Source organism: Sinorhizobium psoraleae (assembly GCF_013283645.1).
Classification (GTDB): Bacteria; Pseudomonadota; Alphaproteobacteria; order Rhizobiales; family Rhizobiaceae; genus Sinorhizobium; species Sinorhizobium psoraleae.
Window position 1 is genome coordinate 57,724 of the sequence record NZ_JABEKV010000012.1, and the last position, 18,068, is coordinate 75,791.

An 18,068-nucleotide genomic window follows, 5' to 3' on the forward strand; every position below is an offset into this window, starting at 1 on the left:
TTGTCGGCTCTGCGACACCGCTTTATTTCGTCGGATCGCGTGCTCTAGCGTCTAAGTAGCTGGAATAGCAGCAAATAACTTTTGGTCAGCCGATCGACCTGCTTGGCATAACTCTTGTAGCCGTTGTTGTGCAGGCGGCGGAAGCTGCCGGCGGCATTGATGTTGCGGGCAACCGCGATGGTTCGAACAAACTGAAGGAAAGCAACATGGCAGGTCTGCGTCAAATCGCATTTTACGGGAAGGGCGGTATCGGCAAGTCGACCACCTCACAAAATACGCTCGCCGCCCTTGTCGACCTCGGGCAGAAGATCCTCATCGTGGGCTGCGACCCGAAGGCCGACTCCACCCGCCTGATCCTGAATTCGAAGGCGCAGGATACGGTGCTGCATCTCGCCGCCACGGAAGGTTCGGTTGAAGACCTCGAGGTCGAGGATGTGCTGAAGGTCGGCTACAAAGGCATCAAGTGCGTGGAGTCCGGCGGTCCGGAGCCGGGCGTCGGTTGCGCCGGGCGCGGCGTCATCACCTCGATCAACTTCCTGGAGGAAAACGGCGCCTATGACGATGTCGACTACGTCTCCTACGACGTGCTCGGCGACGTGGTGTGCGGCGGCTTCGCGATGCCGATCCGCGAAAATAAGGCCCAGGAAATCTACATCGTCATGTCCGGTGAGATGATGGCCCTTTATGCCGCCAACAACATCGCCAGGGGCATCCTCAAATATGCCACCGCCGGCAGCGTCCGTCTCGGCGGCCTGATTTGCAACGAGCGTCAGACCGACCGCGAGCTCGACCTCGCCGAAGCGCTGGCCGCCAAGCTGAATTCCAAGCTCATCCACTTCGTGCCACGCGACAACATCGTCCAGCATGCCGAGCTCAGGAAGATGACGGTCATCCAGTATGCGCCCGACTCCAAACAGGCGGCGGAATATCGCGCGCTGGCTGAAAAGATCCATCTCAATTCGGGTCAAGGCACCATCCCGACCCCGATCACCATGGAGGAACTGGAAGACATGCTGCTCGACTTCGGCATCATGAAGACCGACGAGCAGATGCTGGCAGAACTCCAGGCCAAGGAAGCCAAGGCGGCAGCCAGCCTGTAGCCGAGGCTGCCGACAGGCACGCAGCTGAACGCCGCGCGCCCATTCCACGAACGACGCCCGCGTTGCTGAGGCGTCATCCGAACCTTCAAAGGGGCAGGCCCAATGAGTCTCGACTACGAGAATGACAGTGCTTTCCATGCGAAGCTTATCGAGGAAGTGCTGTCGCAATACCCACACAAAGCGGCGAAGCGTCGCCAAAAGCACCTCAGTGTCGCCGCCGAGAGGGAGGAGGTCGGCGACGACGGCCAGGCCATCTCCGAATGCGACGTAAAGTCGAACATCAAGTCGATTCCGGGGGTGATGACGATCCGCGGCTGCGCCTATGCCGGCTCAAAAGGTGTCGTTTGGGGTCCGATCAAGGATATGGTCCACATCTCGCATGGGCCGGTCGGCTGCGGTCAATACTCCTGGTCGCAGCGCCGCAACTACTACGTCGGGCTGACGGGCATCGACACCTTCGTGACGATGCAGTTCACCTCCGACTTCCAGGAGAAGGACATCGTTTTCGGTGGCGACAAAAAGCTGGAAAAGGTCATCGACGAGATCGAGGAACTGTTTCCACTCAATAACGGCGTTACCCTGCAGTCCGAATGCCCGATCGGTCTGATTGGCGACGACATCGAGGCGGTCGCCCGAAAGAAGGCCAAGGAGCACGATAAAACGATCGTGCCGGTGCGCTGCGAGGGCTTTCGCGGTGTGTCGCAATCGCTCGGCCACCACATCGCCAACGACGCGATCCGCGATTGGGTCTTCGACAAGAAGGACGTGGAATTCGAGTCCGGTCACTACGACGTCAATGTCGTCGGCGACTACAACATCGGCGGCGATGCCTGGGCCTCGCGCATCCTGCTCGAGGAGATCGGGCTGCGCGTCGTCGGCAACTGGTCGGGAGACGCCACGCTCGCGGAAGTGGAACGGGCCCCGAAGGCCAAGCTCAACCTCATCCACTGCTACCGGTCGATGAACTACATCTGCCGGCACATGGAGGAAAAATACGGCATCCCCTGGATGGAGTATAATTTCTTCGGCCCATCGCAGATCGAAGCCTCGCTGCGCAACATCGCCAGGCACTTCGGCCCGGCAATTGAAGAACGGACCGAAAGGGTGATCGCCAAATACCGGCCCCTGGTCGATGCCGTGGTCGATAAATATTGGCCGCGCCTCCAGGGCAAGCGAGTGATGCTTTACGTCGGTGGTTTGCGCCCCCGTCACGTCACCACCGCCTATGAAGACCTCGGCATGCAGATCGTCGGGACCGGCTACGAATTCGGCCACAACGACGACTATCAGCGCACCGGCCATTACGTGAAGAAGGGCACGCTGATCTATGACGACGTAACCAGTTACGAACTGGACAAGTTCATCGAGCGGATCCGTCCCGATCTTGTTGGCTCCGGCATCAAGGAGAAATATCCGGTGCAGAAGATGGGCATCCCGTTCCGCCAGATGCACTCATGGGATTATTCCGGCCCGTACCACGGCTATGACGGCTTCGCCATCTTCGCCCGCGACATGGATCTCGCCATCAACAATCCGGTCTGGGACCTCTACGACGCGCCCTGGAAGAAACCGACGACGGCCGCGACGGCAGCTGCAGCCGAATAGAAGCTTGGTCTTCCGCGGAAGCCGCGGGAACCCTGAAACGTCTCAAAAGGTCTCTGTGCCGCCGCAAGTCGCGGCCAGAGCTGAACGATTACGATTGCGGCGTCTTCGTCGTCGATGGCACGCGGGCGCTGGTTCAACACCTGCTCCACGGGCAGCGGCCAAGCCACGAGCCGCTGCACCTCGACACCCTCGTGGCCGATCGCCAGGCGCTGCAAAACCGGCTGGCGACGCGCCTGCCGCAGGAGGTGGAGCCCCGTTCGGTGATGAAGCCGCCTCCCCACTAAAGACGGCATTCGAGCCAGGGGAAGTCCGGTTACTGTTGGCTGATGAGCTTGCCTCCTCTTCGCCAGCGGTAACGGATGGTGTTCATCAGCCAACGCCGTGGTCCCCAAACGTAAAAGATAACTTTGAAGTGGAGGAGCGGTCACGGAACTATCGGCGTCATCATCGCCTCGCAATCGCGGCAGGTAAATTCCTCACGTACCGAGTAAATGACCTTGAAGCGGCGCGGGATCTCCTACAACGTCTCGTGATGTCCTCGGCCCAGTTTCGACAGCCGCGAGTCCGCCGCAACCGGAGCAGGCCGTCGGGCCCCTTCGATGACGATATGCTCGAGTTCGATATCTTCTGGCCAGGGGCTCGCGAACCGGGCGCCTGCGGAGTGAACGTGCGCATCGGCTGGGTTTTGTCTGCCGCAGCCGCGGCCGCTAGTTCATCCTCGGCCGCAGGTGCGCGTTTCGATGAATGCCCGGACAAGCGATCTGCAATCAGTCTGGACGACAATCATCAACACTCTCCACGGTGCTTCTTCAGGTCGGCTATTTCTGCTGCGAGATGGAGCTGGAAGCCTATGCCGCCATATGCGACCTCGGGGTGGAGACGTCCGCCTGGCTCAGATAACCCTTGCCTTAAACGGTTCCCGGTATTGCACCTCCTCAAAACTTGATCGAGCGATTGAATTGAGTCATACCACCTCGGAATTTGAGAGATTTGGTCCTCTAGCACTGGCAGTTTTCGCGGCGCGGTTCTGGCCATCTCCTCGAAATCAAAACCACCCAAGGTAATGCATCAGTTCTGCAGCTTTATCCTCGATGGCCGGCTCGTCGTGGACAACGCCATTCAGTCCATTTCCGACCACGATACTACTGTGGGTTTGCGTCGGAACAGAGCCTCTGTTGCTGAGTGGCCTAAGCCCCCTTTCATGAGAGAGCGCAGACACCCCATGGGCGCTCTGTTGCAGCCGGGCCGACAATTTCGGCATTTGCGTCGTGGTCCTTTCGTTGAATACAGGCCACATACACGCGCCGGCGCACTTGGGTTTGCGCGGCATCAGTCCGAGTGGCCGCTCCCCCTCACTGAACTGAATCCCTCCGTGACCCCTCAATTCAGCTAAATGACCTAAAGGGCAGCAGTTTCTGCGCGAAAAGCTCGGGGGACCGGAACTGCTTGCCCGATCGCGGGCCGGCCCTGATGCGGCTGGTTGCCGGGATCGCCATCGCCGATCCCGATCTGTCGCTGCGCGACATTTGCCCCAATTGGACCAGATGCACGAGCGGCCCCCACGTGGCGGCCGCGGCGGGGCCTTTGGACTAGGCGCGCCGCTTCGGGCTGGCTCGCTCTTGAGAGCTTGATCGTAAAGCAACCGAGCTTGGAAAGGCGCGCCATTGACGCCAACGGTCGGATGACAGCTTCGTGCGCCACGGCCTTCAGCCAAGTAGCATTCGCATGCACCCTGCCCTCCGAAATCGTGTACTAAGCCACAAAGGCGGCGCGGGAGGAAGTGCACCCGGGTTCAGTCAGTGAGCGGCAGCGGGGAGGAGGAATGCTGTCCTTCGAACCGAAGCGGCTCGGGAGGAGGTGAATCGCTTCGCTACATAGGAAGTGGTGTTGCAGTGCAATTAGATTCGCGAGCATTCACGCCGCACAGAGGCGGGTACATATCTGTTATCAGTCGCCGCATGCAGGAGACGGAAAAGGCCGAGTCAGCCCCGGCCTTTCCAAGAGCTTAAGGAACCGCCCTTAGTCTTGCAAATTGTCCGCTGACTTCCTTCCGGACTTGCGATCCTTTATTCCAGCTGATCTTCCGCCATCCTTCAGCTCCGCAGGCCAGCCCGCTTAGGCAGAGGCTGAGGGCATTGGCCGCCTCAACGCGGCCGCAATGTCTGCCCCGGAACAAGAAAAGGGCGTTGTGCGATCTGGCTGGCAACATCAGTGGCTTGCACAACTCAGGCCGCAAGGCGTGCTTGCAGGTTGTTCAAATAGCCTTCTGCATAGGTTTGCGCCATGGAAATCGGCAGATTGATCCCGGCCGTTGCCGCCTCTTCCAGCGCCTTCTTCACGAGCCCGTTGCGAATTGCCAGCTTGACCTCGGGGCCCGCGACCAAGCTGAGCGCCTGCGCTCCGATACTGATGCCAGCTTGTTGCAGCGCCTGCTTCATATCGCCTCCGGTAATGGCTGTACGGAGAAGATTTGCCGCTTGCGCTTCGCACGAAAGAGCCATCGACATGGCATCGGCCACTTGGCCAAGGCCCGGAACGAAGCTCAATACACCCACCGCGGTCGCAGCCCAATCAAGCACTGGCGAGACCACCTTGAGCACGTCGCCGACTGCATGGATGAAGGCCCCGCCGTTTTTCTTGGGTGACTTGGTATCAGGTTGGTCCGTCCGGCCCATCATCATGTCCGAGACGGCGTCCTGTTGCGCAGCGGTTTTGGGCGCATGGGTCTTTGGCTCCTGAACGGTCCGGTTCGCTGACGACATGCTGTCGCAGAAGTGGGCAAAGTCATTTTTGCTGATGTCACCGGAATCGACCGTGTGTCCGCCGCCGAAGTCGAAGAACGAATTGTGGGTCTTGTAGCCCGTAATCGTATTGTTCAGCAGACCGAACAATAGAGGGTCTGAGAGTAGTTGCGAGGCCGCTTTCTGTACTTTCGGGTCAAGGCTCTTGTCTTCTACCATGCTCGCGAGCTTGTCACGAGTCAGGTCACCGCTTCCAAAGAAGGCGTCCTGATTGCTCTTGATCGTTTCGATTGTATCCAGCTCGGTTCGCGTGAGGCTCATCGACGATGAAGCGACTTGCAGGAAATCCTCTTTGTGGACCTTGTCTATCGCACCACCGTACAACTGCTTCCATTCATCCGGGTGACTGACGAAGTACTGAGCCGCCGCAATGACCTGGGGCGGACATTTGCCGGTTTTTGCTTCGCCTTCGACGATCCGCTTGAACTCAGCGAGACTCAGGTTCTTGGGCAGGTTTTCGGAGTACCGGTAAAGCTCGCGTAATGCATCGCTGCGGGTCATGACCGACGGCTGCGGATTTCCAGTGCTGTCAGATGGAATGTAATTCTGCCCGTAACTTTGCGCCTGCTTCTCCTGAAATGCGGCAACTTGTGAGTGATGGCCGGAGAATGCGCACAAATCTTTCGCGGTGATCTTGCCGCCGCAGCGGCCATCACCCTGCGAGCCGATCGCATAAAATAGTTCTGGATCCCGCTGCAATCCCTCGATGGCCGCTTTCAGATCCGGTGGCGTAGATGGATCATTGGCTTTGTCCCCCAACGATTGCCAACTAAGCGGGCATTGGTCCTTGTGACGGTTCAGCACTGCCACAATCTGCAACTCGGCTGAGGTCAACGAGCCGCCGTTCCACGTGATTCTCTCGCTTTTTATGGGCGCCGGCGCAATCGAAGGAGGGGCAATCGAAGGAGGGGCAATCGACGAGGCCTGCGGGCGCTCACCCATTGATGCTAGTGCCGCCCTCATATGTGGCGGCAGCAGGTCCAATGGGTGGCGGCTCAGTTCCTCCAACTGCGATCCGACACCCGGCGACAGCGATTCCGATGCATGCCGGGACAACCCTTCCGTAGTCGATGCGAGATCCCGCGGCAGCGGATCCCGGAGCGCGAGGTGACCGGTCTTGTCTTCGAGCAGGTAAATGGACAGCATCGCATTGAAGGGTGATGCGTTTTGCTGAGTCTTATCGAGCGCGGATATCGAACCCGACCAAGCCTGTGCGGACTGCGAAAAAACGTTGCTGGCATTATTGACTGGCATTGTGGCTCCTCAGACGTGAATTGCAGTCCCCCACAAGGGAGACGCCAGATGTGTTCACGAACGTTGACAATCCGAGCATCGGCCGGGTCACCGCATTCCGCCCGCCGTGCTTTAATTGCTCCCGCTCCTTGATGGCTCTCAGGTTCAATTCCAGCACTCCAATGGCCGGCGATTGTCGGAGATCCTGGATCCGACCATGAGCGGTTCAGCTTTCGAGAACCTGACGAGCTCAAGAGAATTCACTTAGGAGGCCGCTGCCGGTGATGTTTTCGCAGCGTTTCCATAGATGTCATTTCTGACTCAGCTCAGGCTTCCGGCCAACGCCATCCTGTTGCGGCACGTCAGAAGAATAAGAGGCTTCGGGTCTCCCATCGCGGACGACCGCGGCGGAGGAGCCCCGAAACAATAACAGCACCGATTCCTTCCTCGGCGCCGGCGCGACATGTGGCTGCGCTTGCGCTTCCGCCACGAGGCCGTTGAACGTCTCCTCCACGCGCGCGATGAAGCGCGGTGGACCGAAAACCAAGACGAGGCCACTCCCCGCCGCCGGTCTGACGACATAGCGATCATCGGAGATGCCAAGCTCATCGAGAGCCGCCTTGAACGCATCGAAGCGAATCGAAGTCAACACAAGCATCCGAGATTGCGCTTCTTTCGCAGCAGATACATAGAGCACAAGCCCATCGTAGTACCATTGGAGATCGTACAGCTTGGTCAAGCGATCGAGGAACTCGCGCGGTGGCAAATCCGGCATACGCCCGCGAATCCGCCCCCTCACCTCCGCGCTGATGCTGACCCTGATATTTAGGTTGGTTCCGAATTCCTGCAACGCGGCAGAGAGATCCTGATCCAGAACCGTATACCTATAGGGTGTCGAGGGGAGTAATAGTGGGGCGCCGGGGGCTGTGTGGATTGCGGCAGAGAGAAAAACCCCGGCACAGAGTAGTCTCTTCAAGTTGTGCAGGATGGTGGATAGGATGAGCGTTCTGGACATCTCGTCCTGATAGACCAAAGGCTGAAACTCTCACAAGCACTAAAGTCGCTAAAGTGACTTTTTAAATAATAACGGGCTCTCGTCAGCTTGCGGTCAGCTCGCCTCTCTAGGTACTGGCACAACAGCGGGTGATAACCGGCTGGACTCATTTCACGCGAAAGAGAAAACAATCGAGTCCTTGCATGATGATGCCTGTTACGTCGATCTCTGCCAGTCTGACCGACTTTGTTCCCAGGGTCGCTTCACCGTCATTAGGCGAGCAGGCCCAGTTTGAGCGCGCACTAGCGCAGGCGGCCGCCTCTGCGAAAAACGATACCGTGTTGGGGCCAGCAACGGTGGCGCCAGTTCCTCCGCATCTGGATGTTCAACGCGCGGCTCCGCAGACAAGCCCGCGCGGCGACCGCGTGCTCCAGACGATTTCTTCCATGTACCGGGACAATACAGTTACTTCTGCCGCGCTTGTCCATCAGGTAGGCCTTGAGAAGGGTGCTCTACCGGTGCCGGCGCAGAAGCTCCCTGTGGAAGGTGGGGTAGCGGGAACGCCGACGGGACACGATTTCAGCTCGACGATGGCTGATCTACGGGATCTTTACAACGGCGTCACCCAAGTCTCTCTAATTTCCAAAGGTGTCAGCGGCATCACCTCATCTGTGAACACCCTAATAAAACAAGGATGAACGGCGCGCATGATTGGCTTAGCCCTTGGCGAAATCTTGCGTAGCCGCCCGTCTGGTCGGCGTTCGCTTCATTTTGTCGTGCTGCCACTTCTCTTCGCCTTGAGTGGTTGCAAGGCCGATCTGTATACGCAATTGCAGGAGCGCGAGGCCAATGAGATGCTCGCGCTTCTAATCGACAACGGGGTTGATGCGGTCCGGGTTGCCGCCAAGGATGGGACCAGCACAATTCAGGTCGACGAAAAGCTGCTTGCGTTGTCAATCAACCTCTTGAATGCCAAAGGGCTGCCCCGGCAGTCTTTCAAGAACCTTGGGGAAATTTTCAGCGGATCAGGCCTGATTGCCTCGCCGACCGAGGAGCGCGCTCGTTACGTCTATGCCCTGAGCGAAGAGTTGTCGCGTACGATCAGCGATATCGACGGCGTCTTGTCAGTACGTGTTCATGTCGTTCTGCCGAATAACGACCTGTTACGTTCGGGTGGCACGCCATCCTCGTCCTCGGTTTTTATACGACACGACGCCAAAGCGAATCTCCCAGTTCTCCTGCCAAAGATAAAGATGCTGGTCGCCGACAGCATCGAAGGCCTGTCTTACGAAAAGGTCGAAGTGGTTTTGGTGCCAGTGGAAACGTCCGGACCTGAGCACCGGACCGCTCCGGCGACTGTTTCGGCCCACGCATCCAGCTCTTTTCCAGCGCCACTTCTGCCAATCGTGATGGGTGTTGCCGCAGCTGCATTCGCAGCGGCGTGCTATCTCTTAGTCGGTGTTCTAAGGCGTCGGCGCAAGCAATCATCGGGCCAACTATCCAAGGTCGAAGGTCCCTCGGGGGGTTCCGCTGTCGAGGCCATTCGCAAAAAGATCAGTGCATAGGTAGTATTCGCAATGTCGATACCGATACAGACTGCCGGGCTCGATCAGTCGCTCCAACTACGTTCCGTGTGCCTGAGCGATGTTGCTGCTTGGGCCCATCCGACCCGTCTTGCCGCACGTCTTGATCCGGCGTTGTCGGCTGCGACATTGGAACAGTTGCAGAAGCGTCCTAGGCTGCAGCCAAGACTGGCAGAGTTGCTGCTTGACAATGAAGTGCATTCAAACGGAAGCGGCCTTGAGCCGGATCTACTGCGCGGACATGATCCGCGTCGGGCTGCTCTCCTTGCCGGTAGTATCTGGCATGCCCGTTCGCTGCTGAAGCTTGTTTCAAAGCCTCAACTCACCGCGCTTATTGAACATATTGGCGCCGATGCCCACGCGTTCGGCATCCGACATCTGGCGCAAGCGATCGCAAGCAGCTTGATCGCTGATCCGAAAAAACTCGCCCAGCAAATTGAACACGATGGACATGCCTGTCTTGGCGCTTGGCTCAATGCCAGTTCAGCGCTTGAGCGTAACCGTGTGCTTCTTCGGTTGCCCGTCGGGACCGCCGCCGAGAATCCTTCGCCCGAACACAGTAAGGCCTCGGGCCAGTTGTTTTCGCTTGTCCTAGCCCACTTTGATACGGAGAACCCGGCGAAATGACCGCAGATGTTTCCGCCGCGCCCGTCGCGCCGCAGATACGCCCAGTGGGGCCACTGATAGCGGCGAGTGAGCTCGAAATATGGCACAGCGCCGCGAAAGCGCGTGACGCAGCAGAACGGCATCAGCAGCGGGTTCGCCGCTGGGCACGCGAGGCCTATCAGCGTGAGCGGGCGCGCGGCCATGCCGAGGGATTCAATGCAGGCGCCGAGGAAATGGCCAGGTTGATTGCGCGGGCAGTCTCCGAAGTGGCGCGACGAAAGGCGGTTCTGGAGCAGGAATTGCCACAACTGGTGATAGAGATACTAAGCGATCTTCTGGGCGCTTTCGATCCGGGCGAGCTGTTGGCAAAAGCTGTTCGCCACGCGATTGAGCGCAAATATACCGGCGCGGAAGTTTGCCTCCATGTGTGTCCCACGCAAGTCGATATGCTCGCGCGCGAGTTCGCTGAATGCGACGGGCTGGAGGGTCGGCCGAGGGTGCGGATCGATCCGGATCCGACGTTGTCGCCCCAACAGTGCGTGCTATGGAGCGAGTATGGCAATGTCGATCTTGGACTTGATGCACAGATGCGCGCGTTGCGCCTCGGCTTCAGACCGTATTCTGAAGAAGGAGAACTGTGATCACGACGGTACCACAGCATAATAATCTCGCGGGGAACCGGGCTCCCGATCCGGCGATCTCGTCCTTGAGGTCTACAGCAAAGCAAATCGACACGCGTGTCGTGCGCGGCCGGATCACGCGGGCTATCGGTACACTGGTCCATGCCGTCTTGCCGGATACACGGATTGGGGAACTTTGTCTTCTGCACGATTCGCGAACCGGCCTGACGCTCGAAGCCGAGGTGATCGGCTTGTTGGACAATGGCGTGTTGCTCACGCCGATCGGTGACCTGGTGGGCCTGTCCAGCCGCTCAGAAGTCGTGTCCACTGGACGAATGCGCGAAGTGCCAGTCGGGCCCGATTTGCTTGGGCGTGTGATTGACAGCCGTTGCCGCCCACTTGACGGCAAAGGTGAAATCAAAACCGTCGAAACTCGTCCGCTGCATGGCAGGGCGCCCAACCCAATGAAGAGGCGCATGGTTGAGCTGGCATTCCCGCTCGGGATTCGCGTTCTGGATGGTCTCCTCACATGCGGCGAGGGCCAGCGGATCGGGATTTATGGCGAGCCTGGCTGTGGCAAGTCAACGTTATTGTCGCAGATCGTAAAAGGTGCCGCCGCCGACGTTTTCATAGTCGCGCTCATAGGAGAGCGTGGACGTGAAGTTCGTGAATTCATCGAGCGTCATCTTGGGGAGGCAGGCCTCCGCCGTGCGGTCGTGGTCGTTGAAACCTCCGACCGCTCGGCAGTGGAGCGGGCGCAATGTGCTCCTATGGCGACCGCGCTCGCGGAATACTTTCGCGAGCAAGGGCTACGCGTCGCGCTCATGTTGGACTCGCTGACGCGCTTCTGCCGCGCCATGCGCGAAATAGGCCTTGCTGCGGGCGAGCCGCCGACCCGGCGGGGCTTTCCTCCCTCCGTCTTTGCCATGCTGCCAGGCCTCCTTGAACGTGCCGGCATGGGTGAGCACGGCTCAATCACGGCCTTCTATACTGTGCTTGTCGAAGGTGATGGCACAGGCGATCCAATCGCCGAGGAATCGCGCGGCATTCTCGATGGCCATGTCGTCCTTTCACGCGCTATCGCGGCGCGGTCGCATTTCCCCGCTATTGATGTGCTGCAGAGTCGCAGCCGCGTCATGGATGCGGTCGTTTCTGGGACACATCGCAAGGCAGCATCTTTCTTCCGTGATCTCCTCTCGCGCTATGCCGAGTCCGAGTTTTTGATCAAAGTCGGCGAATACAAGCAGGGCGGCGATCCGCTAACTGACCGAGCTGTCGCCTCGATCGGTGACCTGAGGGAATTTTTGTGCCAGAGCGAAGGTGAGGCGTCGGATTTTGAGGAAACGGTCGCATGGATGTCGCGTCTGACCGCGTAAATCGCGCTCACACTTCGAGGTTGCGGCTTCTGAAGGATATGCAAGAGCGTAGTGCCCTTAGGGAGCTGTCCGAGAAGGAAGCCCAACGCCATACGGCCACCTTAGCCTTGCAGAATGCCTCCCAGGAGCTTGCAAGCGCACAGCAACATTTCGCACGGGCCGAAGCGGCGCTCTACCAAGAGCTGATGTCCCTCGACAAATGGTCTAGCGCAGCACTCGACCATCACCACCTTCAAATTGAGCGGCTTGCGGCTGAGGTCACTTCTAGATGGCAGATGCTCGATGATGCGCGCATCGCCCAAGAAAAGGCCGAGGCAGCCGCGTCTGAGATGAGAGCCGTGTGGGTCAAACGTTCGGCCGCAAGCCACAAATGGCAACAAATCGAGGACGACGTCCGGCGCGCCGTCGATATTCATTCGGAGGCGGCAGGGGAGATAGAGGCCGACGATGACATATCGCTTCGATATGGGAGGGTTTCGCTCGCCCTGATGTCGCGCGATCAGATCCGATGAAGGGAGCTTCTCTGGATGACGCGATACTGCAGCATAGAGCCGCTTTGGTAACCACTGTGGTCAGACCCGCTATATTCGAACCTGCGCTAACACTGTCCCACGTGGTCGTCTCGTGGCTCAATGATGTTGCCGCTTTCCGCAGCCCGTTTCAGAGCTGGATTGGCGAAAAGCCGCTGTCGGTGCGGATACAAGGCCTTGTTTGGCAGCAGGAAACTTCTGCCATTCCGATGCTTGACTGTGTTTGGCGCGTGGGAGCTGAAACGATCGTCTTGTCGCTGTCACGAGCGCTTGTTGAGGCGCTCATCTCGACAGTGCAGAGCGGCCTTGCTTTCCCTACCGAGCCAACTGCTTCGCTCATTCTCGAACTTGCACTTGAGCCGCTTGTCGCTCGACTGGAGGATCAGACGCAGCTCGACGTGCAGCTTCTGCACGTGCGTGAAGCTATGACACTGGCCCCCTGCCTAGAACTTGATATCGCCTTCGGCCCAGTCGGTGGCAAAGGCCGTCTGTTCCTGTTTTCTCCTCTTGATGGCTTGGTGCCGCCTGCATTCCGCGCGTTAGGCGAACTGCTTGGCCAATTGCCGCGGCAGCCGCGCGAGCTCTTCCCGGAGCTGCCGGTCATAGTTGCGGGAGGAATCGGCACGCTTTGCGTTCCGGCAGCGCTTCTTCGCAAAGCATGTGTCGGTGATGCTCTGTTGCCAGACATATCGCCGTTCAGCCGCGGCCAGATCACCCTATCCGTGGGCCGGTTATGGGCCGGGGCAGATATTGAGGGCGACGACCTAATCCTGCGGGGCCCCTTCCGCCCGCTATCATGCCCGTTGGAGACTGTGCATATGACGACACAACCCGAATCACAGCAAGAACCGTTGGAAGCCGATCTCGACGACGTCGAGATCATGCTTGCCTTTGAATGCGGCCGCTGGCCTATGCCTCTAGGGGAACTGAGGAGTGCGGGCGAAGGGCATGTTTTCGAACTAGGTCGGCCCATCGATGGTCCGGTCGATATATTGGCCAACGGTCGGCGTATCGGGCGTGGCGACATCGTGCGGATTGGAGATGAGCTGGGCATCAGACTGCGCGGCAGGTTGGCATGCAATGACTGAGATTCAGCCGGCAATTCTGTCGCTTCTTGCGATTACAGCCGGACTCGGCCTGCTGGTTTTAACAGTCGTCACAACCACGGCGTTTATAAAAGTCTCAGTTGTTCTCTTCCTCGTCCGCAATGCGCTCGGGACCCAGACGATACCACCGAACATAGTGCTGTACGCTGCGGCACTCATCCTCACAATTTTCATCAGCGCGCCTGTAATTGAACAGACCTATGATCGGATGACGGATCCAAAGCTCCGCTACCAAACGTTGGACGACTGGGTAAGTGCCGCCAAAGAGGGGCGTGAGCCCGTGCACGATTACCTCAAGAAGTTCACAAATGAAGAGCAGAGTCGTTTTTTTCTATCCTCGACGGAAAAACTGTGGCCAGAGGAGATGCGCTCCAGAACCACACCCGATGATTTTGCCGTTCTCGTCCCGTCGTTTCTAATTTCAGAACTCAAGCGTGCGTTCGAGATAGGCTTTCTTCTCTATCTTCCCTTTATCGTGATCGATCTTATTGTAACGACAATTTTAATGGCGATGGGCATGTCAATGGTATCCCCGACAGTCATATCGGTCCCGTTCAAGCTCTTTTTGTTTGTCGCTATTGATGGTTGGTCGAGATTGATGCACGGACTTGTGTTGAGTTACGCCACACCGGGAGGTTGATTATTACTCAGTCCAGCATTGTTACTCTCATGAACCAATCGTTGGCGGTTTTCATGATCTGGATTCTCCCGCCGCTCATTGCATCAGTGATTGTTGGACTGGTGGTTGGGATCATCCAGGCGGCAACGCAAATCCAGGATGAAAGCTTGCCGCTCACCGTGAAGCTTTTGGTCGTTGTGGCGGTGATTAGCCTGTTTGCCCCTGTGCTGAGCGCCCCGCTCATAAGGCTCGCCGACCAGATTTTTGCGGAGTTCCCCACAATGACCCCTAGCTACCAGCCTCCATCGTGATTGCGTCATCGACCGAGATTCAAACCCTGATCCATGCGGCCATCGAACTTGTCGTTGCAGCCGGCCTCGGCGCGGCCCGCGCGATGGGCATTATGATGGTGCTTCCTGTGTTTACACGGACTCAGATCGGCGGGCTCATCCGCAGCTGCCTGGCTGTTGCCTTCGCACTACCGTGTTTGGCACACGTCAGTGACGGTTTGCGGGCGCTGGATCCTGAGACACGTCTGATCCAGGTAACTCTACTCGGAGTGAAAGAGATTTTCGTCGGCCTGCTACTTGGCACTTTTCTTGGCATCCCGTTATGGAGCCTTCAGGCGGCCGGTGAGTTTATCGACAATCAACGCGGCATCACCAGCCCGTCCGCTTCGTCCGATCCCGCAACGAACAGTCAGGCTTCCGCTATGGGAATTTTTCTCGGGGTCACCGCGGTTACGATCTTCGTGGCGTCTGGAGGCCTGGAGGCTGTAGTCAGCGCCCTGTATGGCAGCTTCCAGATCTGGCCGGTGTATCGGTTTCACCCCACATTGACCGCGCAAGGAGCAATGGAGTTATTGAGGCTCCTTGATCGCATCATGCTCACGACATTGTTGGTCTCCGGGCCTGTAGTGGCCTTCCTGATGTTAGTTGACTTGTCAATGATGATACTGCGGCGCTTTGCGCCGCAATTCAAGTCGAGCCAACTGTCCCCGATGATCAAGAATATCGGCTTTCCGATGATTATGATTGCCTACACCGCCTATCTCATCGAGGGGATGAGCCTGGAGATCACACAAGCGAATGGCGCGCTTGAGTGGATGGGCAAGCTGCTGAAATGAGTGACACGAGTGAAGAGAAGACCCACGCCGCCAGCCCGCACAAGCTAAGCGAAGCGCGAAAAAAAGGGCAGATTGCGCGCAGTTCCGATTTCGTCCGCGCGGTCGCCACTTGCGCTGGGCTCGGCTACATTTGGCTAAGAGGGAGCGTGATTCAAGACAAATGCCATGAAGCGCTACTATTAGTCGACAATCTGCAGAATCTGCCCTTCAATACGGCGGTCCGGCAGGCATTGGTCCTGCTGATCGAACTCACACTGGAAACTGTTGGCCCGCTGCTTGGAACTCTCATCGCCGCGGTGATTTTGGCCGGGTTAATAGCCAACGGTGGATTTGTCTTCTCACTGGAGCCGATGACGCTCAACTTTGAGAAAATTGACCCGTTTCAAGGCCTGAAGCGCATGGCGTCTGCGCGTTCTGCTGTGGAGGTCGGCAAGACGCAGTTTAAAGTAATGGTTCTGAGCGCGACCTTTCTCCTCTTCCTTCTCGGTACGTGGAAGACGATGGTCTATCTGCCGATCTGCGGCATGGGCTGTATCGGCCTCGTCTTTACGGAGGCGAAGTTGCTGAGCGCGATCGGTGCCGCTGCACTTCTGGTCGGCGGACTAATCGATCTCCTGGTGCAGCGTGCGTTGTTTCTGCGAGAAATGCGCATGACTAAGACCGAAGTGATGCGCGAATTCAAGGAACAGGAAGGCACGCCGGAGTTGAAGAGTGAACGACGTCGCCTGCGCGACGAGTCTGCGCGCGAGCCTCCGCTTGGGGTGCACCGGGCCACGTTGGTCGTGAGGGGGAAGGGCATACTCGTGGGTCTGCGTTACGTTCGTGGCGAGAGCGGGGTACCAATCTTGGTTTGCCGCGCCGAGGGCGAGGCTGCTTCAGACTTGTTGAATGAAGCGCGGGCACTACGTGTCTATGTTGTCGATGATCATGTGCTTGCGCATCAGCTCATCAGCACAACGAAGCTGAGCGACGCCGTTCCTGCGCAATGCTTCGCGTCTGTCGCGAAAGCACTCTTTGCCGCAGGCGTCGTATAGATGCGGCGTGGCCGGCCGTTGGCCGCATCCATATTTCATAGCGCCGGCCATTTCGCCGCGACGCGGCGCGCATTGTGGCAGAGGAAGGGCCGATCCCAATCCTGCAAGGAGGACCGTTCCACACCATCACTATTTGGGCACGCGTTAAATCAGACGTCAGCGTTTTCACCTTCGCCAAGGTCATTGCGCTCAACCGGATCGACGCGTGCCGAACGCGACATCGCTCCCACCGCGCACGCTCGCCGCTTCCCAGGTGCAAATCGCCATGCTTGGCGGCTATCTCGCCCCCAAACGTGATCCGCCCCCGCCAACATGGTCGCCTAGCGCGGCATGATCGGCTGCACGACATCGCCTTTGGCATCTCTATTGGATCAAGCTCGGCGATGTGGGCAAATCGGAAGCCCTGCCCGGATGGACACTGTGCATCCGCGACAATGCTTTCGTCAGCCAGTCGTCAGCCAAGTGGTCTATCTAGGGCCGGCGCGCCAACCAACCTAAACTCACTGCAAAACACAGGAGCGAATCGTCATGTATGGTCGAATTGGTAGCTCTTCCGATATCCACTACAGGCGTAGTGGGCGCAGGCAACGCGATGCAGGAAGCCAAGAGTTCGCGGACACGTTTGCCCGGATGCACGTAGCCGCATCGGCCTCCAGCGGCAGCTCATCGCCGGCGGCTACGCAAGCTTATTCCCTCCAAGCCAGCCCTCCGGTGGTGCAGATCGACAGGTCTACTTTCAGGAGCGAGGCGAGGCAATTTCATGGCCCTGAAATCACGCGCATCGCCGACAATCCACAAGAGTATTCGGAATTCGTATCCTCACGAGCCAGACGCACTGCGGACGTTGCTAGTCAATACGGCGTACGTCGAGACTCGGAGCACGCGCGATATTACAGCTACCAACTAGGAGACCACTGTGTTGGACTGCTGAGAACAGAAGGCGGATTCAGCATGACTGAGTTCGAATCCGAAAAGTGGCGGGAACAATTTCCCGGTCGAACCGAGGTCACTTCCATAGTGGATCTTCAGGTCGCTCACCCGCTCGTCGAGAATGCAGGCGATATTCTGCTGGAGCATCAACTTCGGAGGGACGGCGAACGACCGTTGCTGAATTGGCGTGCGGCTAATCCAGAAGCACAAGCCCGCGCAGCGTCGATGGGGTTTGTTGAAGTGGATGAGGGCGATATGGTCCTTGACCCTACTCAGCATCCCGACAAGTGGACGAAGAACAGTGCCGGTGAATGGCAGCGTGTAGGCAAACCGCAGCAGTATCTCTGCAAAACTAAGGATAGCGGGAACACTGAACCAAGTTCAGACTCGTCTGAGGATGACTTTATGTGATCGGACGCTCGTCCTGTGCCGCCAGCAGAGCAAGTTTCATGAGGCGTCCCTTAGCCTGGACCCACTCAGGCGGGAGGGGATATTTGCGATGAGATTGCCGCGTGCATCTGGGCGATTGCACATATCAGCCAAAGCCTTGTGCAAATAGCGCTGAACGACATCAGCCCGCAACACGATAGGCAACGCGTTCTCGCTGCATCGGAGATGGAATATGACGGGCATTGGCCGACCTCGGAACTCGCGCATTGGGAATGCTGGGGCCGACAATACTTCGGGATCAAGCAGTTCGCGCTCGCAATCAAGCCCTGCGCTAGCGGAAGGCTGCCAAAAGTTCGATTGCGTCCTGGAGCTGATGCATTCTGGGCCCCAAGGCACAACGGCGACCTGCGAACGC

General features: G+C 58.2%; 16 protein-coding genes and 2 pseudogenes. 15 read left to right on the forward strand and 3 right to left on the reverse strand.

The window, feature by feature from the left end:
• Positions 1–206: 206 nt before the first annotated feature.
• Positions 207–1,100, forward strand: coding sequence for a nitrogenase iron protein (gene nifH / locus ILFOPFJJ_RS31860; RefSeq protein ID WP_173514450.1), 894 nt, complete (start codon positions 207–209; stop codon positions 1,098–1,100).
• A gap of 102 nt (positions 1,101–1,202) precedes the next feature.
• Entirely contained in the window at positions 1,203–2,705 is a 1,503-nt protein-coding gene (nifD, locus tag ILFOPFJJ_RS31865) for a nitrogenase molybdenum-iron protein alpha chain (RefSeq protein WP_173514451.1), read from the forward strand.
• Between the two features lie 427 nt (positions 2,706–3,132).
• On the opposite strand, the pseudogene ILFOPFJJ_RS35645 reads toward nifD, so the two are convergent.
• A pseudogene (locus tag ILFOPFJJ_RS35645) lies at positions 3,133–3,431 on the reverse strand (IS66 family transposase zinc-finger binding domain-containing protein); the annotation flags it as partial.
• A gap of 683 nt (positions 3,432–4,114) precedes the next feature.
• Between ILFOPFJJ_RS35645 and ILFOPFJJ_RS36350 the strand changes: the two are divergent.
• Positions 4,115–4,279 (forward strand): annotated as a pseudogene (locus ILFOPFJJ_RS36350) (recombinase family protein); the annotation flags it as partial.
• Positions 4,280–4,930: 651 nt separating this feature from the next.
• Here ILFOPFJJ_RS36350 and ILFOPFJJ_RS31870 read toward each other — a convergent pair.
• Both ILFOPFJJ_RS31870 and ILFOPFJJ_RS31875 read right to left on the reverse strand, forming a co-directional pair.
• The gene (locus ILFOPFJJ_RS31870) at positions 4,931–6,760 is read right to left on the reverse strand and encodes an HrpF/NolX family T3SS translocon protein (protein ID WP_173514452.1); all 1,830 of its coding nucleotides are present in this window, start codon (positions 6,758–6,760) and stop codon (positions 4,931–4,933) included.
• 289 nt (positions 6,761–7,049) lie between these two features.
• Positions 7,050–7,754 carry a secretin N-terminal domain-containing protein gene (locus ILFOPFJJ_RS31875; RefSeq protein ID WP_173514477.1) on the reverse strand — a complete coding sequence of 235 codons (705 nt, stop codon included), beginning with the start codon at positions 7,752–7,754 and terminating at the stop codon, positions 7,050–7,052.
• Positions 7,755–7,936: 182 nt separating this feature from the next.
• Here ILFOPFJJ_RS31875 and ILFOPFJJ_RS31880 point away from each other — a divergent pair, with 182 nt between their 5' ends.
• The 12 genes from ILFOPFJJ_RS31880 to ILFOPFJJ_RS36875 all read left to right on the forward strand — a co-directional run bounded on the left by ILFOPFJJ_RS31880 (position 7,937) and on the right by ILFOPFJJ_RS36875 (position 17,674).
• Positions 7,937–8,431, forward strand: coding sequence for a nodulation protein NolB (locus ILFOPFJJ_RS31880; RefSeq protein WP_173514453.1), 495 nt, complete (start codon positions 7,937–7,939; stop codon positions 8,429–8,431).
• A gap of 9 nt (positions 8,432–8,440) precedes the next feature.
• The gene (gene sctJ, locus ILFOPFJJ_RS31885) at positions 8,441–9,298 is read left to right on the forward strand and encodes a type III secretion system inner membrane ring lipoprotein SctJ (RefSeq protein ID WP_173514454.1); all 858 of its coding nucleotides are present in this window, start codon (positions 8,441–8,443) and stop codon (positions 9,296–9,298) included.
• Positions 9,299–9,310: 12 nt separating this feature from the next.
• A complete protein-coding gene (locus ILFOPFJJ_RS31890) occupies positions 9,311–9,943 on the forward strand; it encodes a nodulation protein NolU (RefSeq protein ID WP_173514455.1) in 633 nt (210 codons plus the stop codon).
• Positions 9,940–10,563, forward strand: coding sequence for a type III secretion system stator protein SctL (gene sctL / locus ILFOPFJJ_RS31895; RefSeq protein ID WP_173514456.1), 624 nt, complete (start codon positions 9,940–9,942; stop codon positions 10,561–10,563). The genes ILFOPFJJ_RS31890 and sctL overlap by 4 nt, the downstream gene beginning before the upstream one ends.
• Positions 10,560–11,918: a type III secretion system ATPase SctN gene (sctN, locus tag ILFOPFJJ_RS31900; protein ID WP_173514457.1), complete on the forward strand. Its 1,359-nt coding sequence runs from the start codon at positions 10,560–10,562 to the stop codon at positions 11,916–11,918. The genes sctL and sctN overlap by 4 nt, the downstream gene beginning before the upstream one ends.
• Positions 11,894–12,430: a hypothetical protein gene (locus ILFOPFJJ_RS31905; protein WP_173514458.1), complete on the forward strand. Its 537-nt coding sequence runs from the start codon at positions 11,894–11,896 to the stop codon at positions 12,428–12,430. The genes sctN and ILFOPFJJ_RS31905 overlap by 25 nt, the downstream gene beginning before the upstream one ends.
• A 44-nt stretch (positions 12,431–12,474) precedes the next feature.
• Positions 12,475–13,536, forward strand: coding sequence for a type III secretion system cytoplasmic ring protein SctQ (gene sctQ / locus ILFOPFJJ_RS31910; RefSeq protein WP_376741485.1), 1,062 nt, complete (start codon positions 12,475–12,477; stop codon positions 13,534–13,536).
• Complete coding sequence (gene sctR, locus ILFOPFJJ_RS31915; protein WP_173514460.1) at positions 13,529–14,194, forward strand: type III secretion system export apparatus subunit SctR; 666 nt, start codon at positions 13,529–13,531, stop codon at positions 14,192–14,194. Before sctQ ends, sctR begins: the two co-directional genes overlap by 8 nt.
• Before the next feature lie 29 nt (positions 14,195–14,223).
• Positions 14,224–14,484, forward strand: coding sequence for an EscS/YscS/HrcS family type III secretion system export apparatus protein (locus ILFOPFJJ_RS31920; protein ID WP_173514461.1), 261 nt, complete (start codon positions 14,224–14,226; stop codon positions 14,482–14,484).
• A complete protein-coding gene (gene sctT / locus ILFOPFJJ_RS31925) occupies positions 14,481–15,299 on the forward strand; it encodes a type III secretion system export apparatus subunit SctT (protein WP_173514462.1) in 819 nt (272 codons plus the stop codon). Before ILFOPFJJ_RS31920 ends, sctT begins: the two co-directional genes overlap by 4 nt.
• Entirely contained in the window at positions 15,296–16,333 is a 1,038-nt protein-coding gene (locus ILFOPFJJ_RS31930) for an EscU/YscU/HrcU family type III secretion system export apparatus switch protein (protein WP_173514463.1), read from the forward strand. The genes sctT and ILFOPFJJ_RS31930 overlap by 4 nt, the downstream gene beginning before the upstream one ends.
• 630 nt (positions 16,334–16,963) lie before the next feature.
• Positions 16,964–17,674: an effector protein NopP gene (locus ILFOPFJJ_RS36875; RefSeq protein ID WP_512700888.1), complete on the forward strand. Its 711-nt coding sequence runs from the start codon at positions 16,964–16,966 to the stop codon at positions 17,672–17,674.
• Positions 17,675–18,068: the final 394 nt, after the last annotated feature.